Source organism: Pseudonocardia sediminis (assembly GCF_004217185.1).
In the GTDB taxonomy this organism is placed as follows: Bacteria; Actinomycetota; Actinomycetes; order Mycobacteriales; family Pseudonocardiaceae; genus Pseudonocardia; species Pseudonocardia sediminis.
The window spans coordinates 2,844,619-2,863,387 of sequence record NZ_SHKL01000001.1 but is presented as its reverse complement, the minus strand read 5'-3'; the positions used below and the strand labels follow the sequence as shown (position 1 = coordinate 2,863,387).

General features: G+C 70.7%; 18 protein-coding genes and 1 pseudogene. 8 read left to right on the top strand and 11 right to left on the bottom strand.

All coding sequences use genetic code 11. The features are described 5' to 3' along the window. Positions 1 to 404: 404 nt before the first annotated feature. The 3 genes from EV383_RS13400 (at position 405) to qcrB (ending at position 3,250) form a co-directional block, all read left to right on the top strand. Positions 405 to 548, top strand: a complete 144-nt coding sequence (locus tag EV383_RS13400) for a hypothetical protein (protein ID WP_207223517.1) — start codon at positions 405 to 407, stop codon at positions 546 to 548. A gap of 100 nt (positions 549 to 648) precedes the next feature. Then, entirely contained in the window at positions 649 to 1,365 is a 717-nt protein-coding gene (locus tag EV383_RS13395) for an SDR family NAD(P)-dependent oxidoreductase (protein ID WP_130290221.1), read from the top strand. Between the two features lie 172 nt (positions 1,366 to 1,537). After that, on the top strand, positions 1,538 to 3,250 hold the full coding sequence (gene qcrB / locus EV383_RS13390) for a cytochrome bc1 complex cytochrome b subunit (RefSeq protein WP_130290220.1): 1,713 nt from the start codon (positions 1,538 to 1,540) through the stop codon (positions 3,248 to 3,250). A 49-nt stretch (positions 3,251 to 3,299) separates the two neighbouring features. Here the strand turns inward: qcrB and EV383_RS32165 are convergent, their stop codons facing one another. Beyond that, positions 3,300 to 3,722: a hypothetical protein gene (locus EV383_RS32165; protein ID WP_130290219.1), complete on the bottom strand. Its 423-nt coding sequence runs from the start codon at positions 3,720 to 3,722 to the stop codon at positions 3,300 to 3,302. Between EV383_RS32165 and EV383_RS33080 the strand changes: the two are divergent. Further along, a pseudogene (locus EV383_RS33080) lies at positions 3,628 to 4,002 on the top strand (DUF899 family protein); the annotation flags it as partial. The gene EV383_RS32165 and the pseudogene EV383_RS33080 sit on opposite strands and share 95 nt — an antisense overlap. A 24-nt stretch (positions 4,003 to 4,026) precedes the next feature. On the opposite strand, the gene EV383_RS13375 reads toward EV383_RS33080, so the two are convergent. Continuing rightward, positions 4,027 to 4,881 (bottom strand): mycofactocin-coupled SDR family oxidoreductase, encoded by an 855-nt coding sequence (locus tag EV383_RS13375; RefSeq protein ID WP_130290218.1) that lies wholly within the window; start codon positions 4,879 to 4,881, stop codon positions 4,027 to 4,029. Between the two features lie 199 nt (positions 4,882 to 5,080). Here EV383_RS13375 and EV383_RS13370 point away from each other — a divergent pair, with 199 nt between their 5' ends. Beyond that, positions 5,081 to 6,238: a tetratricopeptide repeat protein gene (locus EV383_RS13370; RefSeq protein WP_130290217.1), complete on the top strand. Its 1,158-nt coding sequence runs from the start codon at positions 5,081 to 5,083 to the stop codon at positions 6,236 to 6,238. Between the two features lie 69 nt (positions 6,239 to 6,307). On the opposite strand, the gene EV383_RS13365 is transcribed toward EV383_RS13370, so the two are convergent. The 5 genes from EV383_RS13365 to pqqD all read right to left on the bottom strand — a co-directional run bounded on the left by EV383_RS13365 (position 6,308) and on the right by pqqD (position 11,053). Further along, positions 6,308 to 7,249 carry a fructose-bisphosphatase class II gene (locus EV383_RS13365; RefSeq protein WP_130290216.1) on the bottom strand — a complete coding sequence of 314 codons (942 nt, stop codon included), beginning with the start codon at positions 7,247 to 7,249 and terminating at the stop codon, positions 6,308 to 6,310. Positions 7,250 to 7,346: 97 nt separating this feature from the next. Beyond that, positions 7,347 to 8,324: a class I fructose-bisphosphate aldolase gene (locus EV383_RS13360; RefSeq protein ID WP_130290215.1), complete on the bottom strand. Its 978-nt coding sequence runs from the start codon at positions 8,322 to 8,324 to the stop codon at positions 7,347 to 7,349. A 38-nt stretch (positions 8,325 to 8,362) separates the two neighbouring features. Next, positions 8,363 to 9,406: a LysR substrate-binding domain-containing protein gene (locus EV383_RS13355; RefSeq protein WP_130290214.1), complete on the bottom strand. Its 1,044-nt coding sequence runs from the start codon at positions 9,404 to 9,406 to the stop codon at positions 8,363 to 8,365. 262 nt (positions 9,407 to 9,668) lie between these two features. Beyond that, on the bottom strand, positions 9,669 to 10,778 hold the full coding sequence (gene pqqE, locus EV383_RS13350; protein ID WP_130290213.1) for a pyrroloquinoline quinone biosynthesis protein PqqE: 1,110 nt from the start codon (positions 10,776 to 10,778) through the stop codon (positions 9,669 to 9,671). Further along, a complete protein-coding gene (gene pqqD / locus EV383_RS13345; protein WP_130290212.1) occupies positions 10,775 to 11,053 on the bottom strand; it encodes a pyrroloquinoline quinone biosynthesis peptide chaperone PqqD in 279 nt (92 codons plus the stop codon). The genes pqqE and pqqD overlap by 4 nt, the downstream gene beginning before the upstream one ends. A gap of 184 nt (positions 11,054 to 11,237) precedes the next feature. On the opposite strand from pqqD, the gene hxlA reads away from it, so the two are divergent. The 3 genes from hxlA to EV383_RS13330 all read left to right on the top strand — a co-directional run bounded on the left by hxlA (position 11,238) and on the right by EV383_RS13330 (position 13,552). Beyond that, positions 11,238 to 11,990 carry a 3-hexulose-6-phosphate synthase gene (gene hxlA / locus EV383_RS13340; RefSeq protein WP_242623070.1) on the top strand — a complete coding sequence of 251 codons (753 nt, stop codon included), beginning with the start codon at positions 11,238 to 11,240 and terminating at the stop codon, positions 11,988 to 11,990. A gap of 43 nt (positions 11,991 to 12,033) precedes the next feature. Beyond that, positions 12,034 to 12,288 carry a hypothetical protein gene (locus tag EV383_RS13335; RefSeq protein WP_130290211.1) on the top strand — a complete coding sequence of 85 codons (255 nt, stop codon included), beginning with the start codon at positions 12,034 to 12,036 and terminating at the stop codon, positions 12,286 to 12,288. A gap of 139 nt (positions 12,289 to 12,427) precedes the next feature. Next, entirely contained in the window at positions 12,428 to 13,552 is a 1,125-nt protein-coding gene (locus EV383_RS13330; RefSeq protein WP_242623071.1) for a dipeptidase, read from the top strand. Between the two features lie 52 nt (positions 13,553 to 13,604). Here EV383_RS13330 and EV383_RS13325 read toward each other — a convergent pair whose 3' ends face one another. Genes EV383_RS13325 through tkt form a run of 4 tightly spaced genes read right to left on the bottom strand, consistent with a single transcriptional unit; the run spans position 13,605 to position 18,736 of the window. Beyond that, positions 13,605 to 14,987, bottom strand: coding sequence for an ATP-dependent 6-phosphofructokinase (locus EV383_RS13325; protein ID WP_207223516.1), 1,383 nt, complete (start codon positions 14,985 to 14,987; stop codon positions 13,605 to 13,607). Positions 14,988 to 15,014: 27 nt separating this feature from the next. Further along, a complete protein-coding gene (gene glpX, locus EV383_RS13320) occupies positions 15,015 to 15,956 on the bottom strand; it encodes a class II fructose-bisphosphatase (protein ID WP_207223515.1) in 942 nt (313 codons plus the stop codon). 49 nt (positions 15,957 to 16,005) lie between these two features. Beyond that, positions 16,006 to 16,593 (bottom strand): 6-phospho-3-hexuloisomerase, encoded by a 588-nt coding sequence (hxlB, locus tag EV383_RS13315; RefSeq protein ID WP_130290209.1) that lies wholly within the window; start codon positions 16,591 to 16,593, stop codon positions 16,006 to 16,008. 37 nt (positions 16,594 to 16,630) lie between these two features. After that, a complete protein-coding gene (tkt, locus tag EV383_RS13310) occupies positions 16,631 to 18,736 on the bottom strand; it encodes a transketolase (protein WP_207223514.1) in 2,106 nt (701 codons plus the stop codon). Between the last annotated feature and the right edge of the window lie 33 nt (positions 18,737 to 18,769).

The following is an 18,769-nucleotide window of genomic DNA, read 5'->3' as shown; positions in this document are numbered from 1 at the left end:
CGGAACGAGTCGACACCATGCCGCAGCGGCACAGTCAACTGCCACTCCGGGAACCGGCGACGGGGCGACCGGAGAAGAGGGTCAGGGCATGGACAGGATCGTCACCACACAAGCGTTGCCGTCCATGCCGGCGCACCGCCGCCCATCGTCTCCACCATCCCGACGCGGTGCCGCGCCACCTGCCGGGCCCCGCCACGGCCGCGCAACGCCAGACGATCTCGGCCGGTGCGCCTGTTCTCCACCGCGCGATCGCGGCGAGCTGCTCGGGCGTCATGCCGAACTCCCGCACGTAGCGCTGCGCGCCGAGCGCGGAGAGCCCGGGCAGAGGCAGCGAGGACGCTCCCTCCGAGTCGTCGTCTCGGGCACGATCGCGCCGTCGAACAGCGTCGACATCTGGTGGCCGGATGCACGTGCCGGTAGCGGGCGAGGGCATCAGTGCGCTCAGGGCGCAGGCGGGACTGGTCCCGGTCGCGCACACGATCGGCACCGACTTCCGTCCCGCGCCCCGGGTCGGGGTCGACGAGGTCCTGCGGTGGGACACGTGGTGAACGACCCCTTTCCTCTTGACTCCACAGGCGTTGAGCGAGTTACAGTGATTTCGCTCAACACGTAATGAGCGAGATACCGACGTGACCGCAAGGAGTACTCGTGACCACGAACCACAGCCATGACCCGGCCCCCACCGTCCTGATCGTCGGGGCGTCGCGGGGCCTCGGCCACGCGATCGCCGCCGAGCTCCTGACCCGGGGATGGGACGTCGTCGGCACGGTGCGGGACCCGGACGTCCGCACCCCTCTGCACGACCTGGCCGACGCCCATCCCGGCAGGGTCGGCATCGAGACCCTCGACATCAACGACCCGGCCGAGCTCGACGCGCTGCACGCCCGCCTGCGCGGCCGGTCGCTGGAGATGCTCTTCGTCAACGCCGGCACCACGAACAACCAGGGGACGCCGATCGGGAGCGTCCCGGCCGAGGACTTCACCACCGTCATGCTCACGAACGCACTGAGCCCGATCCGCGTGGTGGAGACCCTGTCCGACGTCGTGTCCCCGACCGGACTGATCGGGGCGATGAGCTCCGGCCAGGGCAGCATCGGCAACAACACCTCGGCCGGGCGCGAGGTCTACCGCGGCAGCAAGGCGGCGCTCAACATGTTCATGCGCTGCGTCGCCGTGCGGCAGTCCGACACCGAGCGGGCGTTCCTGCTCCTGGCCCCCGGCTGGATCCGCACCGACCTCGGCGGGTCCGACGCGCCGTACACGCTCGAGGAGACCGTCCCCCTCCTCGTCGACGTCATGCTCGCCAAGCGGGACCGGCCGGGCCTGGAGTACCTCGACCGGTTCGGGAAGACGGTGCCGTGGTGAGCACCCGGTAGCGCAGGTGACGGTCGGACGGGCACGACCGCCCTCCGAAGTCCGCGACCGCCGTCCAGGTGTCGGCGACCCGCAGCCGGGTAGCCGCACCTCAGGGTTAGGCGGGTCCGACCGCTCGACCGACGATCCGGTGCCCTGCGCCGGGGTCGAGGGGACGAACCGCATGAGTTCGAAGACGACGTCGACCCGGGCCGCCGGCGCCGACCGCGCCGCGCACACGCTCGACGAGCTCGACCAGCGCTACCACCCCGCCGGGGGCATGCGGAAGCAGTTCAACAAGGTCTTCCCGACGCACTGGTCGTTCATGCTCGGCGAGATCAACATGTACAGCTTCGTCGTGCTGTTGCTCACCGGCACCTACCTGGCGTTGTTCTACGACCCGTCGATGGCCGAGGTCGTCTACGACGGGCCCTACGACAACCTGCGTGGGATCTCCATGTCACGGGCCTACGCGAGCACCCTCGACATCTCGCTGCAGGTCCGCGGCGGGCTGTTCGTCCGACAGGTGCACCACTGGGCCACCCTGATGTTCCTGGCCTCGATGTTCGCGCACATGTTCCGCACCTACTTCACCGGCGCGTTCCGCAAGCCACGCGAGTCGAACTGGGTGCTCGGCGTCGTCCTCGTCCTGATCGGCACGTTCGAAGGGTTCATCGGCTACTCGATGCCCGACGACCTGCTCTCCGGCACCGGCCTGCGGATCGCGTCGGGCATCACGCTGTCGGTCCCGGTCGTCGGCACCTGGGCGCACTGGGCCCTGTTCGGCGCCGAGTTCCCCGGCACCGAGATCATCCCCCGGCTCTACATCGTGCACGTGCTGATCTTCCCCGGGCTGCTGTTCGCACTGATCGCCGCGCACGTCGGCCTGGTCTGGTACCAGAAGCACACCCAGTTCCCGGGCACCGGACGCACCGAGACCAACGTCGTCGGGGTCCGGATCCTGCCGCAGTTCGCGGCCAAGGGCGGCGCGTTCTTCCTCGTCACCGCAGGCGTCATCGCGATCATGGGCGGGGTGCTGCAGATCAACCCGATCTGGACCATGGGCCCCTACGACGCGGCCCGTGTCTCGGCGGGCTCGCAGCCCGACTTCTACATGATGTGGTCCGACGGCATGGCCCGGATCTTCCCGCCGTGGGAGTTCTACCTCTTCGGCGAGTACACGATCCCCTCGGTCTTCCTGCCCACGGCGGCGTTCCTGCCGGTCCTGTTCGTCATCGCCGGCGCCTACCCGTACCTGGAACGGTGGTTCACCGGGGACGACGCCTTGCACAACCTCCTGCAACGGCCCCGTGACGTCCCGGTGCGCACCTCGCTCGGGATGATGGGCATCGCGTTCTACATGGTGCTGGTCGCGTCGAGCTTCAACGACTGGATCGCCTACTTCGGCAAGCTCTCGCTCAACGCCACCACCTGGGCCGGACGGATCGGGCTTCTCGTCGTCCCGCCGGTGGTCTACTTCCTCACCTACCGGGCGTGCCTGAGCCTGCAGAAGTCCGACCGCTCCGTCCTGCGCCACGGCATCGAGACCGGCATCATCAAGCGGCTGCCCAACGGCGAGTTCATCGAGGTCCACCAGCCCCTCGCCGGTACCGACGCCCACGGCCACCCGGTCGAGCTCGAGTACCAGGGCGCCCCGGTCCCGAATCGGATGAACCAGCTCGGAGCGAGCGGCGCACCGGTGCCGGGATCGCTGATGCGCCCGGACCCGGTGGAGGAGACGCGCGCGCTGAACCGGGCCCGCCTCACCGCCGCCGAGCAGGAGACCCGACGCGCCACCCACGGCGACGCCCCCGACGAGATCAGCCCCGCCACGATCGACGAACCGGTCCTCTCCGGCCGGCCCGTCGACGGACGACCAGCCCCGCCCACGGAGTAGGAACCGGGGCCGGTCCGTCACCGACGCGTGACGCCCGGGGTCACCGTCATCACGCCGACGGTCGGTCGCGCCACGGGTCGGACGCGGTGTCCTCCCCGGCACGGACGCGGGCGGCCGCGATCGAGATCGCCGTGCCGTTGCAGCGGTACCAGCGGCGCAGAGCGGCCCGATGGCGACGACCGACCCGCCGCACCGCTCCCCGGCTGCACCCGCTCACGGGCAGGGCGCACAGGTACCGGTAGGCCAGCGTCTCGGCGTCGGCGGACTCGGTGATGTCGAGCCAGAGCGACGACCGCACGGTCTCGAGCCACGCCTGGGCGATGCGGTGGGCCGCCCGGTCCTCCGACTGCAGCTCGCCGCTGCTGGCGGCGAACCTCGTGAGCGCCGCCAGCGCCTTCTCGATCTCCCCCGGCGACGACCGCACGTCCCGTCGACGACTGCGCTGGACCTCGACGAGCAGTCCGCGGGCCACGCCCGCGCGGGTGACCAACAACGATCGTCCCGCATCCCGTGCAGAGTGGTCGCTCACCGGTCAGCGATACCCCCGGCCGGGGGACCTACACCACGTCGGGCCTCCGCCGACGAGTTCCGGTGCCGGTGCCGGTCGAGACGGACAACCTGGTCGGCGCGGCGTCGTCCACCACACGTACTCCGCCTACGACCGCGGGACCGGGGCGTTGAACGCGATCCGGCAGCAACTGGACCGCGCGCCGCTCGGCCGCGGCGAGGACTTCTCCGGGTGGCCGCGCAAGCGCGACGAGTACCCGGCGCAGGCGCTACCGCGTCGGGATCGGGTTGTAGCCGTCCAGCACGTTGTGCCCGGCGTCGACCGGCAACGCGACGCCGGTGATGTTGACGGCCTCGTCGCTGACCAGCCAGAGGATGGCGTTGCTGACCGTCTCCGGCGGCATCATCGACCGGCCGTGCAGCAGATGGAAGTGCCGGACGGCCTCGAGCGCCTCCTCGCGGGTGCTGTCCGCCCTGCCCGCCATCCGCTCGTAGAGCGGCGGGTTGTTGACCATCCTCGTGTCGATCACGCCGGGGCAGACGGCGTTGACCCGGATGTCGTAGGGCGCCAGCTCGACGGCGTAGTTGCGCATCAGCCCGAGCACGCCGTGCTTGGCCGCCACGTAGTGCGAGAGCTGGTAGCCGGGACTGAACCCGTTCACCGACGCGGTCAGCACGATCGCGCCGCTGCGCCGTTCGATCATGTGCGGGGCCACCGCCTTGCAGGTGCGCCACACCCCGGAGAGGTTGACGTCGATCATGTCCTGCCACATCTGCTCGGTCAGCTCCCAGAAGTTCGCCTGGGAGTAGATGCCGGCGTTGGCGCTGAGGATGTCGATCCGCCCGAACTCGGACAGGCCGCGGGACACGGCGTCGTCGAGCGAGCCCTGGTCACGGACGTCGGCCTGCACGAAGAGTGCGCGCCGGTCCAGGTCCTCGACGTCGCGGGCCGTCTGCTCGAGCTCGTCGCGGGTGGCGAGGCCGTAGGGCACGGTGTCGATGTCCTGCAGGACGTCCACGCCGATGATGTCCGCGCCCTCCCGGGCGAGGGTGAGCGCGTGCGCCCGCCCCTGGCCGCGCGCGGCCCCCGTGATCAGTGCGACCTTGCCGTCCAGCCGTCCCATGACCGGCTCCTCCCCGTCGAGGTGTCCATCCTCGACGAGTAGACACGCCGCTCCGGGACGGGCGCCAGACCCTTCTCGCGCTCCAGCGGTCGGTGTCTCGGCCGGACCGATACCGCGTCGGAGCGTCGCGGGCCACCACCGGTAACGCCGCACCCCGGCCACACCGAGTCCGCTCCGGGAACGTTGGAGGGAGGCCCACGTGAGCTCGGATGCGGCCGACGCAGGGCAGTGGCGGATATCGGACGCGATCGCGCGGCTACATGCGTACCTCGACCGGCTTCCGGACGACGCCGACCTGCCCGCCGCCCTGCTTGAGGCCGCCCAGCTGATGATTCGTCACGGTGAGTACGGGGAGGCGACACGGCTCACCGAGCGATCGAACGAACTGGCGCTGCGTCGGGGCGACGAGGCGGGCGCACTGGTCGCCGAGGGCACCCTGGGCCAGTTGCTGCGTCGGGGCGGTGACCTCCGCCGAGCGCTGCTGGTCGCCCGCACCGGCTTCGACCGCGCCACTCGCCTGGGGCTCGACCACGAGCGGTCCACCTTCATGATCGACGTCTCGCTCGCACTCCACCTGCTGGGCGACCTGCCCGGCTCGCTCGACGCCGCCCGCAGCGCCGAACGGATCGCCGACGAAGGCGGCGACCCGTCGGGTGGTCTCCACGCCGCCGGTCGGATCGGGGTCGCGCTGCGTGCGATGGGCCGGATCGACGATGCGCACCGGACGACGCTCGACGGGATCCGACGGGCACGTGAGCTCGGCGACCACCGCGAGGAGTTCGCTTTTCAGACCGATCTCGCGCAGTGCCTGCTCCTGCTGGATCGGCCGGCCGAGGCGCTGGAGGCCTACCGCGCGGCAGTGGTGCTCGCGTTCGACCACAACGAGCGCGACTCCGCTGTCCGGGTCGCGGAGACGATCGGCGACGAACCACTCTCGCAGGCGCAACCCCCGATCCTGTGGCTGGGCACCGTCGCCGCGGCGTCGGTCGCCATGCAGGGCGGGGAACTCCGGTCGCGGGCCGCGCAGGCCGCGGTACGGGCTGCAGCAGTTGCGACGGCCACCGACTCACCGACCGGAGTCGCGTCCGGCCTGGTCAACCTCCGCAAGATCGTCCCGAGGGTGGGTGACGGGTCGCCGCGCTCGCTCCTCGACCTTGCTCTGGAGGCGATCATGAGCTGGTATATGGGCGCCGACCTGCGCGGGATCCGCGACTCGATCGCCGATCTCGACCGGGATCTGGGCACCGAGCCCCTCCTCACCGACCTGCTCACCGGTCCACGACCGGCCGGGGCGGAGACGTTCGACGGAACGCCACACGACCCGACGGACGCGGTCCGGGACACCGGATCGGAGTAGGCCGCGGCGAGCACGACCACGCAGCCCGGGTCGCCGGGTCGGGGCACTCCCCCGGGCTCGCCCGAGGGATCAGAACCGGTGTTCGGACCTGACCATCCGCACCGTGTCCGGCGACGAGCACAGCACCATGGACTCCGTGGTGAGGCGACCCGAGCGGTTCCGGACACCGCGCAGCAGCTCGCTGGTGGTCACCCCGGTCGCGCAGAACAGGACGCGGCCGTCGCGCACCAGGTCGCCGGTGTGGAGGACCTCGTCGAGGCGTCCGCACCGCAACCGGACCTGCAGGGACCCGCCCAGGCAGGACAGGGCGGCCGCGGCGATCGTCCCCGCCTCCGCTCCCCCGGTTCCCAGCAGCATGTCGACCGAGCTCTCCGGACGTGCCGCGGCGATCGCCCCCGCGACGTCACCCCCCTGCAGCACGTGGACCCGCGCACCGGCGGCGCGGATCTCGTCCACGAGCACCCGGTGGCGCGGCCGGTCGAGGACGGCGACCACCACGTCCGACGCCCGCATCCCCTTGGCCGCGGCGACCGCGCGCACGTTCTCGGCGACGGGCCGGGTGACGTCCACGACGTCGGCACAGTCGGAGCCGACGGCCAGTTTCTCCACCACGACGGCCGGCGGCGGCGCGTACAGCACCCCGGGCTCGGCCACGACGACCGCGGTCAGGGAGTTCGGCACGTCGTTGACCGGGGTCCGGGCGCCGTGGCCCACACCGATCGCGACGTCGCACACCGGCCCGTCGCCGAACCCGACCTCGTCACCCGTGCAGAGGGCGGTCCCGCCGTCGAGCTCGCCCGCACCGATCACCACGGTGCCGCGCACGGGCACGGACGTGAGGTGCTCGTCCAACGCGATGGTGGCGGCGGCCCGGCCGCTGTTGCGCTCACCGCGCCCGACCCACCGGCCGGCCGCGAGCGCCGCGGCCTCGGTCACCCGCACGAGCTCCAGCGCCAGATCCTCGTCGGACCCTCCGGACAACCCGGTGGCGAACCGTTCCTGAGTACTCATCACTCTCGATCCACTCGAGCGGGCCGGGACACGAGCGGGGGAAGTCGAGGGCGGCCGGGCTCCCGGCAGATCCGGCCGCCCTCGACAGGTCGATCGCTCAGCGCGCGGCGGCGTTGGCGACGGCTCGCACGGACAGCGCCTCCTGCCCGGCGGCCCGGTTGTTCTCGTCACCCCGCCACGCCTCGAGCGCCGGCCCGACCAGGGCCCGGCCGAACGAGTACGTGAGCTCCCAGGGCAGCGGGTCGAGCTTCTGCATCGCCCCGAGGTGGTGCGTGGCCACCTCCGGGTCCTGTCCACCGGAGAGGAAGGAGATCCCCGGGACGGAGGAGGGCACGGCCTCCCGCAGCGACTCCACCGTGGCGGTGGCGACGTCCTCCACCGAGGGCTGCTCCCCGCTGCCGGTCCCGGCGACCACCATGTTGGGCTTGAGGACGATGCCGTCCAGCTCCACCTTCATGAGCTCGAGCTCGGCGAACACCGTCTTGAGCACGGAGGTCGTCACCTCCCGGCAGGTCGCCAGCGAGTGGGAGCCGTCCATGAGCACCTCGGGCTCCACGATCGGCACCAGGCCACCCTCCTGGCAGAGGCCGGCGTAGCGCGCGAGCGCGTGCGCGTTCGCGTGCACCGCACGCTCCGACGGCATGTCGTCGCCGATCGTGATCACCGCACGCCACTTGGCGAACGTCGCGCCGAGCCGCACGTAGTCCGCGACCCGCTCCCGCAGCCCGTCCAGGCCCTCGGTGATCTTCTCGTCCGGGGATCCGGCCAGCGGCTTCGCCCCGGTGTCGACCTTGATCCCGGCCAGGATCCCGATGTCCTGCAGGTACTCCGGGAACGTACGCCCGTTGTCCAGCTTCTGGTAGAAGGTCTCGTCGGCGAGGATGACCCCGCTGATCGACTCGGCGAGCTTCGGGGTGGTGACGATCAGCTCCCGGTACACCCGGCGGCTCTCCGCGCTCGGCTCGACGCCGACGCCCTCCAGCCTGGCCGACATCGTCCCGATGCTCTCGTCGGCGGCGAGAATGCCACGCCGGTTGGACACGAGAGTCTGTGCGATCTTGTTCAGAGCTGACATCGTCGTTGATTCTCCTGTGGTCGCTACGGATTCGACAGTCATGCGATCGCCTCGTGGGCGTCGATCGCCATGGATGTGCGTGGCCGTGATCCCACGCGCTTGCGCGAAACGGCCTGTCTGGATTTCTGGCCCGGCCCGATGACGGGTACCGAGGAACCCTTCGAGGCGGCGATCTCCACCAGCTCCGCCGCATATCTCGGAAGGCCCCGGGACTCGCTCCAGGTCGCATGGATGGACCTGGCGGGCATCTCCTGGTCGACGGCCACCAGATGCAGCCGCCCTTCCGCGAGCTCGGCCCGCACGGTGGAGACGTTCAGCACCGTCGCCCGCCGGCTGGTCGTCACCGCCTGCTTGATCGCGCTGGTGGACGGCAGCTCGAGGTAGCCCCGACCGGTGTCCGCGGCCCCCAGCAACTCGTCGGTGAACTCGCGGAGCCCGGAGCCGCGCTCGCGCAGAGCCAGGGGCGCGGCCGCCAGCTCCGACACCGTCAGAGGGGTGCTCCGCATCGCCCACGGGTGACCCGAGCCGACCACGACGGCCAGCTCGTCGTCACAGATGTACCGGGCCACCAGTCCATCGCGATGCTGTTGCCCCCCTTGATTTCCCGACTGGCACCAACCGTCGATGAACGCGAGGTCCACGTGGCCCGCCAGGATCGACTGGCGCAGCTCGTCGACGCCGCCGGTCTGCACCTCGACCCGTGCTTCGCCGAACGAGAAACCCGAACGGTTGAGCCACTCGGGGATGAGATGCTCGGAGATCCCCGGGCTGCCGGCGACCCGGAGCCGTCGCACCTCGGAGGACCGCGCGCTGGAGCCGAACTCCAGCAGCTCACGCGCCGCCTGCATCACGTTGCGGGCGTACTTGGCCAACATCTCGCCGTCCTCGGTGAGCTTCGAACCGGTGGGCGAGCGCTCCAACAACCGGAGGCCGAGCCGCCGTTCCATCGCGCTGATCCGAGTGCTGGCAGCCGGCTGGGAAAGGCTGTGCGCCTGCGCGGCCTTTCCCACACTGCCGTAACTTTCGACCGACAGCAGCAGATCGAGGTCGGCGAGCTGAGGCATTTTGGACGGAAGCACCATTGATTTCACCCTCTCGCGCTGACCCTTTCGGATCGCGGTACCCACCGAGCCTGCGCAACGCGTGTTGCAACGGTCAAGCCGCCGGATACGAACGCACGCCGTTCGCGCATGAACGGCGTGTGTCGGGCCATCTACGGGGCGGTTTCCGAATGATCAGCGGTGACGGCGTTCACATTCCCTCTCGTGACGCCGTAGCCGCCGTTCGTCACCGCCGGCCCGCCGTTCGTCCGGCCCACCGTCACCGCGGTGCCGGCCGCACCGGTCACCGTCCCGGTGTCGTCACCGTCGGCCGGCGGTGGACGAGCTGCCCGTCGGCCCCGCGATCGTCCTGGTTGGCCCGGACCAGCGCGTCGGTCACGAGGTGGTGGTCCGGCGAGTGCTGGCAGACCGGGTCGGTGCGTCCCGCGTCGCCGGTCAACGCGAAGGCCTGGCAACGGCAGCCACCGAAGTCGATCTCCTTGCGCGAGCAGCTGCGGCACGGGTCGGGCATCCACTCCGTGCCCCGGTACGCCTCGAAGGCGGGGGACTTCGCCCAGATCCATCCGAGGTCGTGCTCCCGCACCGAGGCGAACTCCATCGTGGTGATCTCCGCGGCGACCGGGCACGGGTACACGACGCCGTCCGGAGCGACGGTCAGCGCCGTCTGCGCCCAGCCACCCATGCACGGCTTGGGATAGGGCTCGTAGTAGTCCGGGAGGATCCAGAGCATCTCCATCTGCTCGGCCAGCTCGGCCTTCCGCCGCTGGTAGACCGCGACCGCGTCGTCCAGCTGGGCCTTGCCGGGCATGAGCTGGTCACGGTTGCGCAGCGCCCAGCCGTAGTACTGGGTGTTGGCGAGCTCCAGGCGTTCGGCGCCCCACCGCGCGCAGACGTCGATGATCGCGTCCAGCCGCGACAGGTTCAGCCGGTGCAGGACGACGTTCATGTTCAACGGCAGCCCGGCGTCGCGGATGATGCGCGCGGCCGCCTCCTTCTTGTCGAACCGCTTGCTCGCCGCGACCAGGTTCGTCGACTCGGCGGTGTCGCCCTGGATGCTCAGCTGGGCGCTGTTGAGTCCTGCGGCGACCAGTGACTCCGCCCTGCTCTCCGTGAGCCCGAGCCCGCTGGTGATCAGGTTGGTGTACATGCCCAGGCGTCGGCACTCGGCGACCAGCGTCTCCAGGTCGCCGCGGACGAGTGGCTCCCCGCCCGAGAGGTGGACCTGCAGGACACCGAGATCCGCGGCCTGGCCGAGCACGCGCAGCCAGTCCTCGACCCCGAGCTCGTCCTGGCGTTCGAGCAGCGCCAACGGGTTCGAGCAGTAGACGCAGTGCAGTGGGCACCGGTGGGTGACCTCGGCCAGCAGGCCGTAGGGCTGCGGAGTCACGTTCACGAGACCACGACCCAACCACGCCCGCGGGCGTCCCGGAGGAAGGACATGACGTCGTCCGTCAGGTCGGTCGCGTCGAACTCCTCCTCGAGCCGGTCGACCAGCTGCCGCACCGTCCGGTTGCCGTCACACAGGCCCAGGATCGCGGCGCTGGACATGTTGAGGAGCACGACCCGCTCGGGCAGCAGCAGCATCTCCACGTCCCGGACGCGGTCGTGCTTGAGCATCGCCTTGGTCGCCAGCCGGGGGGTGGCACTCAGATCGTCGCCGTCCGTCATGAACTCGTGCCGTTTTCCATTGATGGCGCCCCTCCGCAGGATCTACCCCGGTCATCCACTTTTCGGCCACTGTCTTCACTGCCGTCACGCCCTGGCAAGCGATCACGAACGATCGGGGGCACACCACGGACGAACGGTGACCGGCCCGTCATGAGCGGCCCGGCGCCGGACCCGGGGATTGCTCGTGGCTATTCGTGGTGTGTATCCGGGGATTGTTTTTGCGGATGTGCTCGGGTGTTGCCGGTTTCTGTGGGGGTCGGTGATGGTGGTGGGGACTCTTGGCAGTGCTCGTGGTGAGGAGATTGTTGTGAAGTTGCAGGTTGCTCTGGACGTGTTGGATCTGCCGTCGGCGTTGACGCTGGCGGGTCAGGTGGCCGAGCACGTGGACATCCTCGAGCTGGGTACGCCGTTGGTGAAGTCGGCGGGTATCGCGGCGGTGACGGCGATCAAGGCGGCGCACCCGGACAAGCAGGTGTTCGCGGATCTGAAGACCGCTGATGCCGGTGAGCTGGAGGCGACGCTGGCGTTCGAGGCCGGCGCGGACCTGGTGACGGTGATGGGTGCTGCCGACAACGACACCATCAGTGGTGCGGTGGCGGCGGGGAAGAAGTACGGCAAGCAGGTCGTGGCGGACATGATCAGTGTCGTCGACGGGCGGGTCGCGCGGATCCAGGAGGTCGCGAAGCTGGGTGTGGACTTCGTGGAGATCCACGCGGGTCTCGACGAGCAGGCGCGTCCGGGTTACACGATCAAGCAGCTGCTCGAGGACGGTCGCGCCGCGGGTGTGCCGTTCTCCATCGCCGGTGGCGTGAAGGCGGACACGATCGGGTCGGTGCGTGATGCCGGCGCGGTGGTCGCGGTCGCGGGTGGGGCCATCTACGGCGCCTCGGACCCCGGTGCCGCCGCCGCCGAGCTCAAGAAGCGCGCCACCAGCTGAGAGGAGAGCCGGCGTGGACGACCGAGGATCCCGGCGGACGACGATGGCCGCGAAGGACACCTATGCGGCCCTGATGCTGCAGGCCGCCGGCGTGATCCGGTTGCGCTACGTGGTCTGCGGCCGGAACGACCAGCTGCCGCCCGTCGCGGCGGACGAACTGGCGAACCTGTTCGAAGGCCTCTCCAACGGGGACCCCGCCTTCGACCAGATCGATCCGAACGAGGCGATCGCGCTGGCTCATCGGCTGCTCGACGACGACCACCCCGAACAGTCGAGACTGTGGCCCCATAACCCCTGAGAATCGGAGGTCCGCCGGGAGGCGGGCCTCCGATTTTTTCGTCACCGGCCGGAGCGGCCCGCGGTTCGCGGGCCGCTCCGGCCGGTCTTCCCGTTCCGGGACCGCCGATCCGGGTGCATCCCGGAGGAATGAGACGACCTTGCCCGCCAGCGACGGCATCCGATCGCTTCTCGCCGAAGCGCCGCTGATCGACGGCCACAACGACATGATCTCGAAGATCCGCGACCAGGCCGGTCTGGACTTCGGGAGGCTCGACATCGCCGTCGCGCAGCCCGAGGCGCTCCAGACGGACCTGCCCCGGCTCGAGGCGGGCGGGGTGGGAGCCCAGTTCTGGTCGGTGTGGATGCCGTGCTCGGCGACCGGTGAGGCACTGGCCACCGGGACGCTGGAACAGTTCGAGGGGATCCACCGCATCCAGGCGCTCTACCCGGACCGGACCGCCCTGGCCCTCACCGCCGACGACATCGAGAAGATCAACGGCGAGGGCCGGATCGCGTCGCTGATCGGGGTGGAGGGCGGGCACCAGATCCTCGGCTCGCTCGACGTCCTGCGTCTGTTCCATCGGCTCGGAGCCCGCTACCTGACGCTGACGCACACCCGGAACACCGGCTGGGCCGACAGCTGCGCCGACGTCGTCGGCACCGGCGGCCTGAGCGACTTCGGACGCCGGGTCGTGGCCGAGCTCAACGACCTCGGGATGCTCGCCGACCTGTCCCACACCTCACAGGCGACCATGCACGCGGTCCTCGACGTGACGCGCGCGCCGGGGTTCTTCTCCCATTCCGGGGCCCATGCCGTGTGCGGGCACGCCCGGAACGTCCCGGACGCCGTGCTCCACCGCGTCCGATCGAGCAACGGCATCGTCATGGCCGTGTTCCTGCCCGAGTTCCTCAGCGAGGATCTGTGGAACTGGGAGAAGGCCAGGACGGCGTTCCGGGCCGGCGCGGCGGACACAGGATCGCCGGTCGAGGACGCCGTCGCCGAGTGGGAGCGGGAACATCCGTGCCCCGCGGTCGGGATCACGGACATCGTGCGGCACCTCGACCACCTCCGCGAGGTCATGGGGGTGGACCACGTCGGGATCGGCAGCGACTTCGACGGCATGACTCCCCCGTCCGACATCCCGAGCGTCGAGTACTACCCCCACCTGTTCGACGCGCTCGAACGCGGGGGCTGGAGCCACGCCGACCTGCGCAAGCTCGCCCGCGACAACGCCCTGCGCGTCCTGCGCGACACGCAGGACGTCGCTCGCTCCCGGGCATGACGACGACGGGGCGAGGGCGGATTCCCGCCCTCGCCCCGCCCGTGTGCAACCGTCAGCAGAAGCCCGCGCTGACGGCCTTCTCCCGGTCCGACACCGGGCCGAAGTCGGCCGGCTGACAGGTGGTCTCGAGCACCGACAGCCACATGTCGCCGTTGGGGTCGATCTGGTTGCGCCGGCTCGTCATCAGCGACAGCGGGACGTGCACGAAGCGGCGCCGCCAGCGGGCCACGGCCGAGGCCGTTCGGCCGGCCATGGCCGCGTGCACCGCGGCGTGGGCCAGCCGCAGGCAGTAGACACTGTCGTAGGCGTTTGCGGCGATGCTGCGGATCGCGTAGCTCGGGTCGATGTAGCGGATCGTGGGCGCGAGGCCGACCGAGGTCAGGTGGTCGGTGATGGCCTCCTTCAGCCGCTCCTCGATGTTGCCGAGCCGGACGTTGCCCGACGCGTCGGTGGCGCGGCCGTCGCGCGGCGGCAGGCCCGCGCCGTCCAGGAGGTCCTGACCCGCCCCCTCCGCGAGGACGATCACGATGTACCCCTTGGTCCGGACGTGCTGCTCGACGTAGGCCAGCACACCGTCGTCGCCCTCGAGCGCGAACGGGACCTCGGGGATCAGGACCATGTCCGCGGCACTGGCGGCCAGCGCGGCGTAGCTGGCGATGAACCCCGAATGGCGGCCCATCAGCTTCACGATCCCGACGCCGTTCGGGCTGGCCGCGGCCTCGACCGCGACCGCGGAGATGAACTCGGTGGCCCGCGCGAACGCGCTCTGGAACCCGAACGACTGGTCGGTGAAGGGCAGGTCGTTGTCGATCGTCTTCGGGACCCCGATGACGGCGATGTCGAGACCGCGCGCCCGGACCGCATCGCTGATCGCCGTCGCGGCGCGCATCCCGCCGTCGCCGCCGATGACGAACAGCATGTCGATACCGCGGTACACGAGGGTGTCGACCATCTCGTCGGCGTCCTGCCCGCCGCGCGAGCTGCCCAGGATGGTGCCGCCGGAGGTGTGGATGTCACGGACGCCGTTCACCGTCAGCTCGACGGTGTCGTCACGATGGTCGGCCGTCAGGCCCCGGAGGCCGTGCTGGAAGCCCAGGATCCGCTTGGCCCGGTAGTGCACGACGAGCTCCTGGACCAGGCCGCGGATGACGTTGTTGAGGCCCGGGCACAGTCCACCGCAGGTGACCACACCCGCGGTCACCTCGGTGGGGTCGAAGAATATCTTGCGGCGCGGGCCGGCGGCTTCGAAGCTCGGGACCTCGACGGGCGGGAGATCGTGCTCGGCCAGCATCGAGACGGTGTCCTCGAGCAGGACCCGGTCGCCCTCCGCGACGTAGTGCGGCGAGGTCTGCTTGACCGCGAGCATCTCGGCCAGCGGCGAGTCGTGACGACACTCGCCGAGGTCGCGGACGCGGAGGTCGTTCAGGTGCAGCACAGAATCTCCTTGGTCATCCCGGCGCGGTCATCCGAAGGTGGTGTGGGTGATGTGGCGGATCTGCCCCTTGGAGACCAGCAACGACTCGACGACGGTCGTCCCGCCGCCGATGCGCGGCCGCCCGAGCAGGGGTCCGCCGTTGACCCCGCTGGCGACGAAGAAGGCCTCCCCGGCCACGAGCTCCTCGCAGTCGTAGACGCGGTCGAGGGACATGCCCGCCGCGCGGATGGCGTCCGCCTCCTCGTCGCGCTGCGGGGCCAGGCGGCCCACCATGCCGCCGCCCAGTGCCCGGACCGCCGCCGCCGTCATCACACCCTCCGGCGTGCCGCCGATCCCCAGGAGGAGGTCGATGTCGTGGGTCGGCAGCAGCACCGCCAGGCTCCCGCCGACGTCGCCGCCCGCCGGAGTCTGGACCGACGCGCCCGCCTGCAGCACGCGGGAGATCAGGTCCTTGTGCCGCGGCTTGTCCATGATGACCACGCGCAGGTCACGGACCTCCTTGCCGAGTGCCCTCGCGACGTTCGCCAGCGTCTGCTCGGGAGGATCGTCGAGGTCGACGGCGCCCTTCGCACCCGGGGGGACGACGATCTTGTCCATGTAGAACCCGGGCTCGGGCGACCACATGGTGCCGGCCTGCGCGAACGCGATCGTCGCCAGCGAGCCGGGCAGGTCCCACGCGCAGAACGAGGTGCCCTCGAGCGGGTCGACGGCGATGTCGAAGTCGGGCCCGTTGCCGTTGCCGACCACCTCGCCGTTGAACAGCATCGGGGCGTTGTCCTTCTCCCCCTCCCCGATGACGACGGTCCCCCGACCCGGCGCGTCGGCCAGCGCCGCACGCATCGCCGACGTTGCCGCCCCGTCGGCGGCGTCCTGGTCGTTGCGGCCGACCCAGGCGTAGCCGGCCACCGCGGCGCTGCGGGTGGCTTCCAGCGCCACCGCTTCCAACGTGCTGATATCGGTGTCCGGCATCTCTGGCTCCTCGGGGGATCGTGTCATCGGGGTGGGACGGGCGCGAAGGTCACTCGAGGTTCGCGTGCAGGCGCCACAGCTCGCGGGCCTGGGCGCCGGCGGTCTTCCACAGCGTGTGGAAGAGCGCGTCCGAGTTCAGCAGGACGGACTGCTCGAACAGGCTGCCCGCGTACTGGACGGACGCGTTGCCGTCGAAGTCCTGCTTGTCCGCGGCCGGGATGATGAGCACCTCGGTCGCGAGCCCGGCCAGCGGCGACTCGGCCGCCGTGGTCAGCGCGATCACGCTCGCACCCTGGTCACGGGCCTTCTCCGCGGCCTTGACCACACGGCCCGTCGTGCCCGAACCCGAGGCCGCCACCAGGACGTCGCCCTCGCCGATCGCGGGGGCGGTGACCTCACCGACGACGTGCGTCGAGAGTCCGAGGTGCATGAACCGCATCGCGGCCATCTGCAGGGCGAGCCCGCTGCGCCCGGTCCCGAGGGTGAACACCTTCTGCGCGTTGAGCAGCAGCTCCCCGGCACGCGTCCAGGCCTCGGGCTCGACCGCGGCACTCACCCGCTCCACCTCCCCGACGACCGTACGGGTGGCGTCTGCGAAGGTGCCGGCGTCCAGCTTCTTCGATGTCGACTGCGTCAACGAAATCTCCCTTTCTGATGATCGAGGCGGCGGCGGGTCATCCCTGCCGCACGGACTCCACGCTGCGCCGCGCCGCGGCGGCCACGGCCTCGGAGGTGATGCCGAACTCCCGGAACAGGGTCTTGAAGTCGGCCGAGGCGCCGAAGTGCTCCAGGGACACGATCTCGCCGGCGTCGCCGACGTACCGGTGCCACGGCTGGGCCACGCCCGCCTCGACGACCACCCGCGCCCGCACGGCCGGCGGCAGCACCTCGTCGCGGTAGGACCGGTCCTGCCGGTCGAACCACTCCACGCACGGCATCGACACCACGCGGGTCGCGATGCCCTCGGACTCGAGGACGGTCCGGGCCTCCACGGCCAGCTGGACCTCGGAACCGGTGCCGACCAGCACCACGTCGGGAGATCCCGAGGACGCCTCGGCGAGCACGTACCCGCCGCGGGCGACCCCCTCGGCGGAGGTGCCGTGCAGCGTCGGCACGTTCTGGCGGGTGAGCGCCAGCCCGGCCGGACCGCTCGTGTCCTCCAGAATCGCCTTCCAGGCGTGCGCGGTCTCGTTCGCGTCCGCGGGGCGCACCACGGACAGGCCGGGGATGGCGCGCAGCGTCGCGATCTGCTCGACGGGCTGGTGGGTCGGTCCGTCCTCGCCGAGGCCGATCGAGTCGTGCGTCCACACGTAGACGACCGGCAGCTTCATCAGCGCCGCCAGGCGCACCGCGGGGCGCATGTAGTCGCTGAAGATGAGGAAGGTTCCGCCGTAGGGGCGGGTGCCGCCGTGCAGCGCGATGCCGTTGAGGATCGACCCCATCGCGTGCTCGCGGATGCCGAAGTGCAGCGTGCGGCCGTAGGGCTGGGCCGTCCAGGCCGAGGTGGAGATCGTGGCGGGGCCGAACGAGTCCGCGCCCTTGATCGTGGTGTTGTTGCTCTCGGCGAGGTCCGCCGACCCGCCCCACAGCTCGGGAAGCACGTCACCGACCGCGGCCAGCACCGCGGCCGACGCCTTGCGCGTGGCGACCCCGGCGTCGTCGGGCTCCCAGGTCGGCAGGGTGTCGGCCCAGCCGGCCGGGAGTCCGCGGACCGCGAGGCGGTCCAGCAGCGCCTTGCGCTCCGGGTTGGCCTGCGCCCAGGCGTCGAAGTCGACCTGCCACTTCTCGTGGTCGGCCCGTCCCCGCTCGGCCACCTCGCGGGTGTGGCGCAGGACGTCGTCGTCGACCGGGAAGCTGCGGTCGGGGTCGATGCCGAGAGCGCGCTTGACCGCGGCGATCTCCTCGGCGCCCAGCGCGGCGCCGTGCGCCTTGCCGGTGTTCATCAGGTTCGGTGCCGGGAAGCCGATCACGGTGCGCAGCACGATCATGGTCGGGCGTGCGGTCTCGGTCCTGGCCTGCTCGACCGCTTCCAGGAACGCGGAGACGTTCTCGCCGCCGTCGACCGTGACGACGTGCCAGCCGTAGGCGCGGTAGCGCATCGCCGTGTCCTCGGACAGCGCGATGGCCGTGTCGTCCTCGATCGAGATCTCGTTGGCGTCGTAGATCACGGTGAGGTTGCCCAGCTGCTGCGTGCCGGCCAGGGACGACGCCTCGGAGGTGACGCCCTCCTCGATGTCGCCGTCGGAGGCGATCACGTAGATCTGGTGGTCGAACACGCTCTTGCCCGGCTCGGTGTCCGGATCGAACAGCCCGCGCTCGCGGCGGGCGGCCATCGCCATGCCGACCCCGTTGGCCAGGCCCTGGCCGAGCGGGCCGGTGGTGGTCTCCACGCCCTTGGTGTGCGAGTACTCGGGGTGGCCCGGTGTCTGCGAACCCCACGTGCGCAGGGCCTTCAGGTCGTCGAGCTCCAGGCCGTAGCCGGAGAGGAACAGCTGGATGTAGAGGGTGAGGCTGGAGTGCCCGGCCGAGAGCACGAACCGGTCCCGTCCCGGCCACAGCTCGTCGTTCGGGTCGTGCCGCATGACGCGCTGGAACAGCGAGTAGGCGACCGGCGCGAGGCTCATCGCCGTGCCGGGGTGCCCGCTCCCGCACTTCTCGACCGCGTCAGCGGCCAGCACACGGACGGTGTCGACCGCGCGCCGGTCCAGATCGGACCAGTCCTCGGGAACTCGCGGGGTGGTCAGGCGTACGACCTCGTCGGCGGAATGGTGTGGTGCCATGAACGGAGGAGTCCTTAGTCTCGCCGGGCGGGT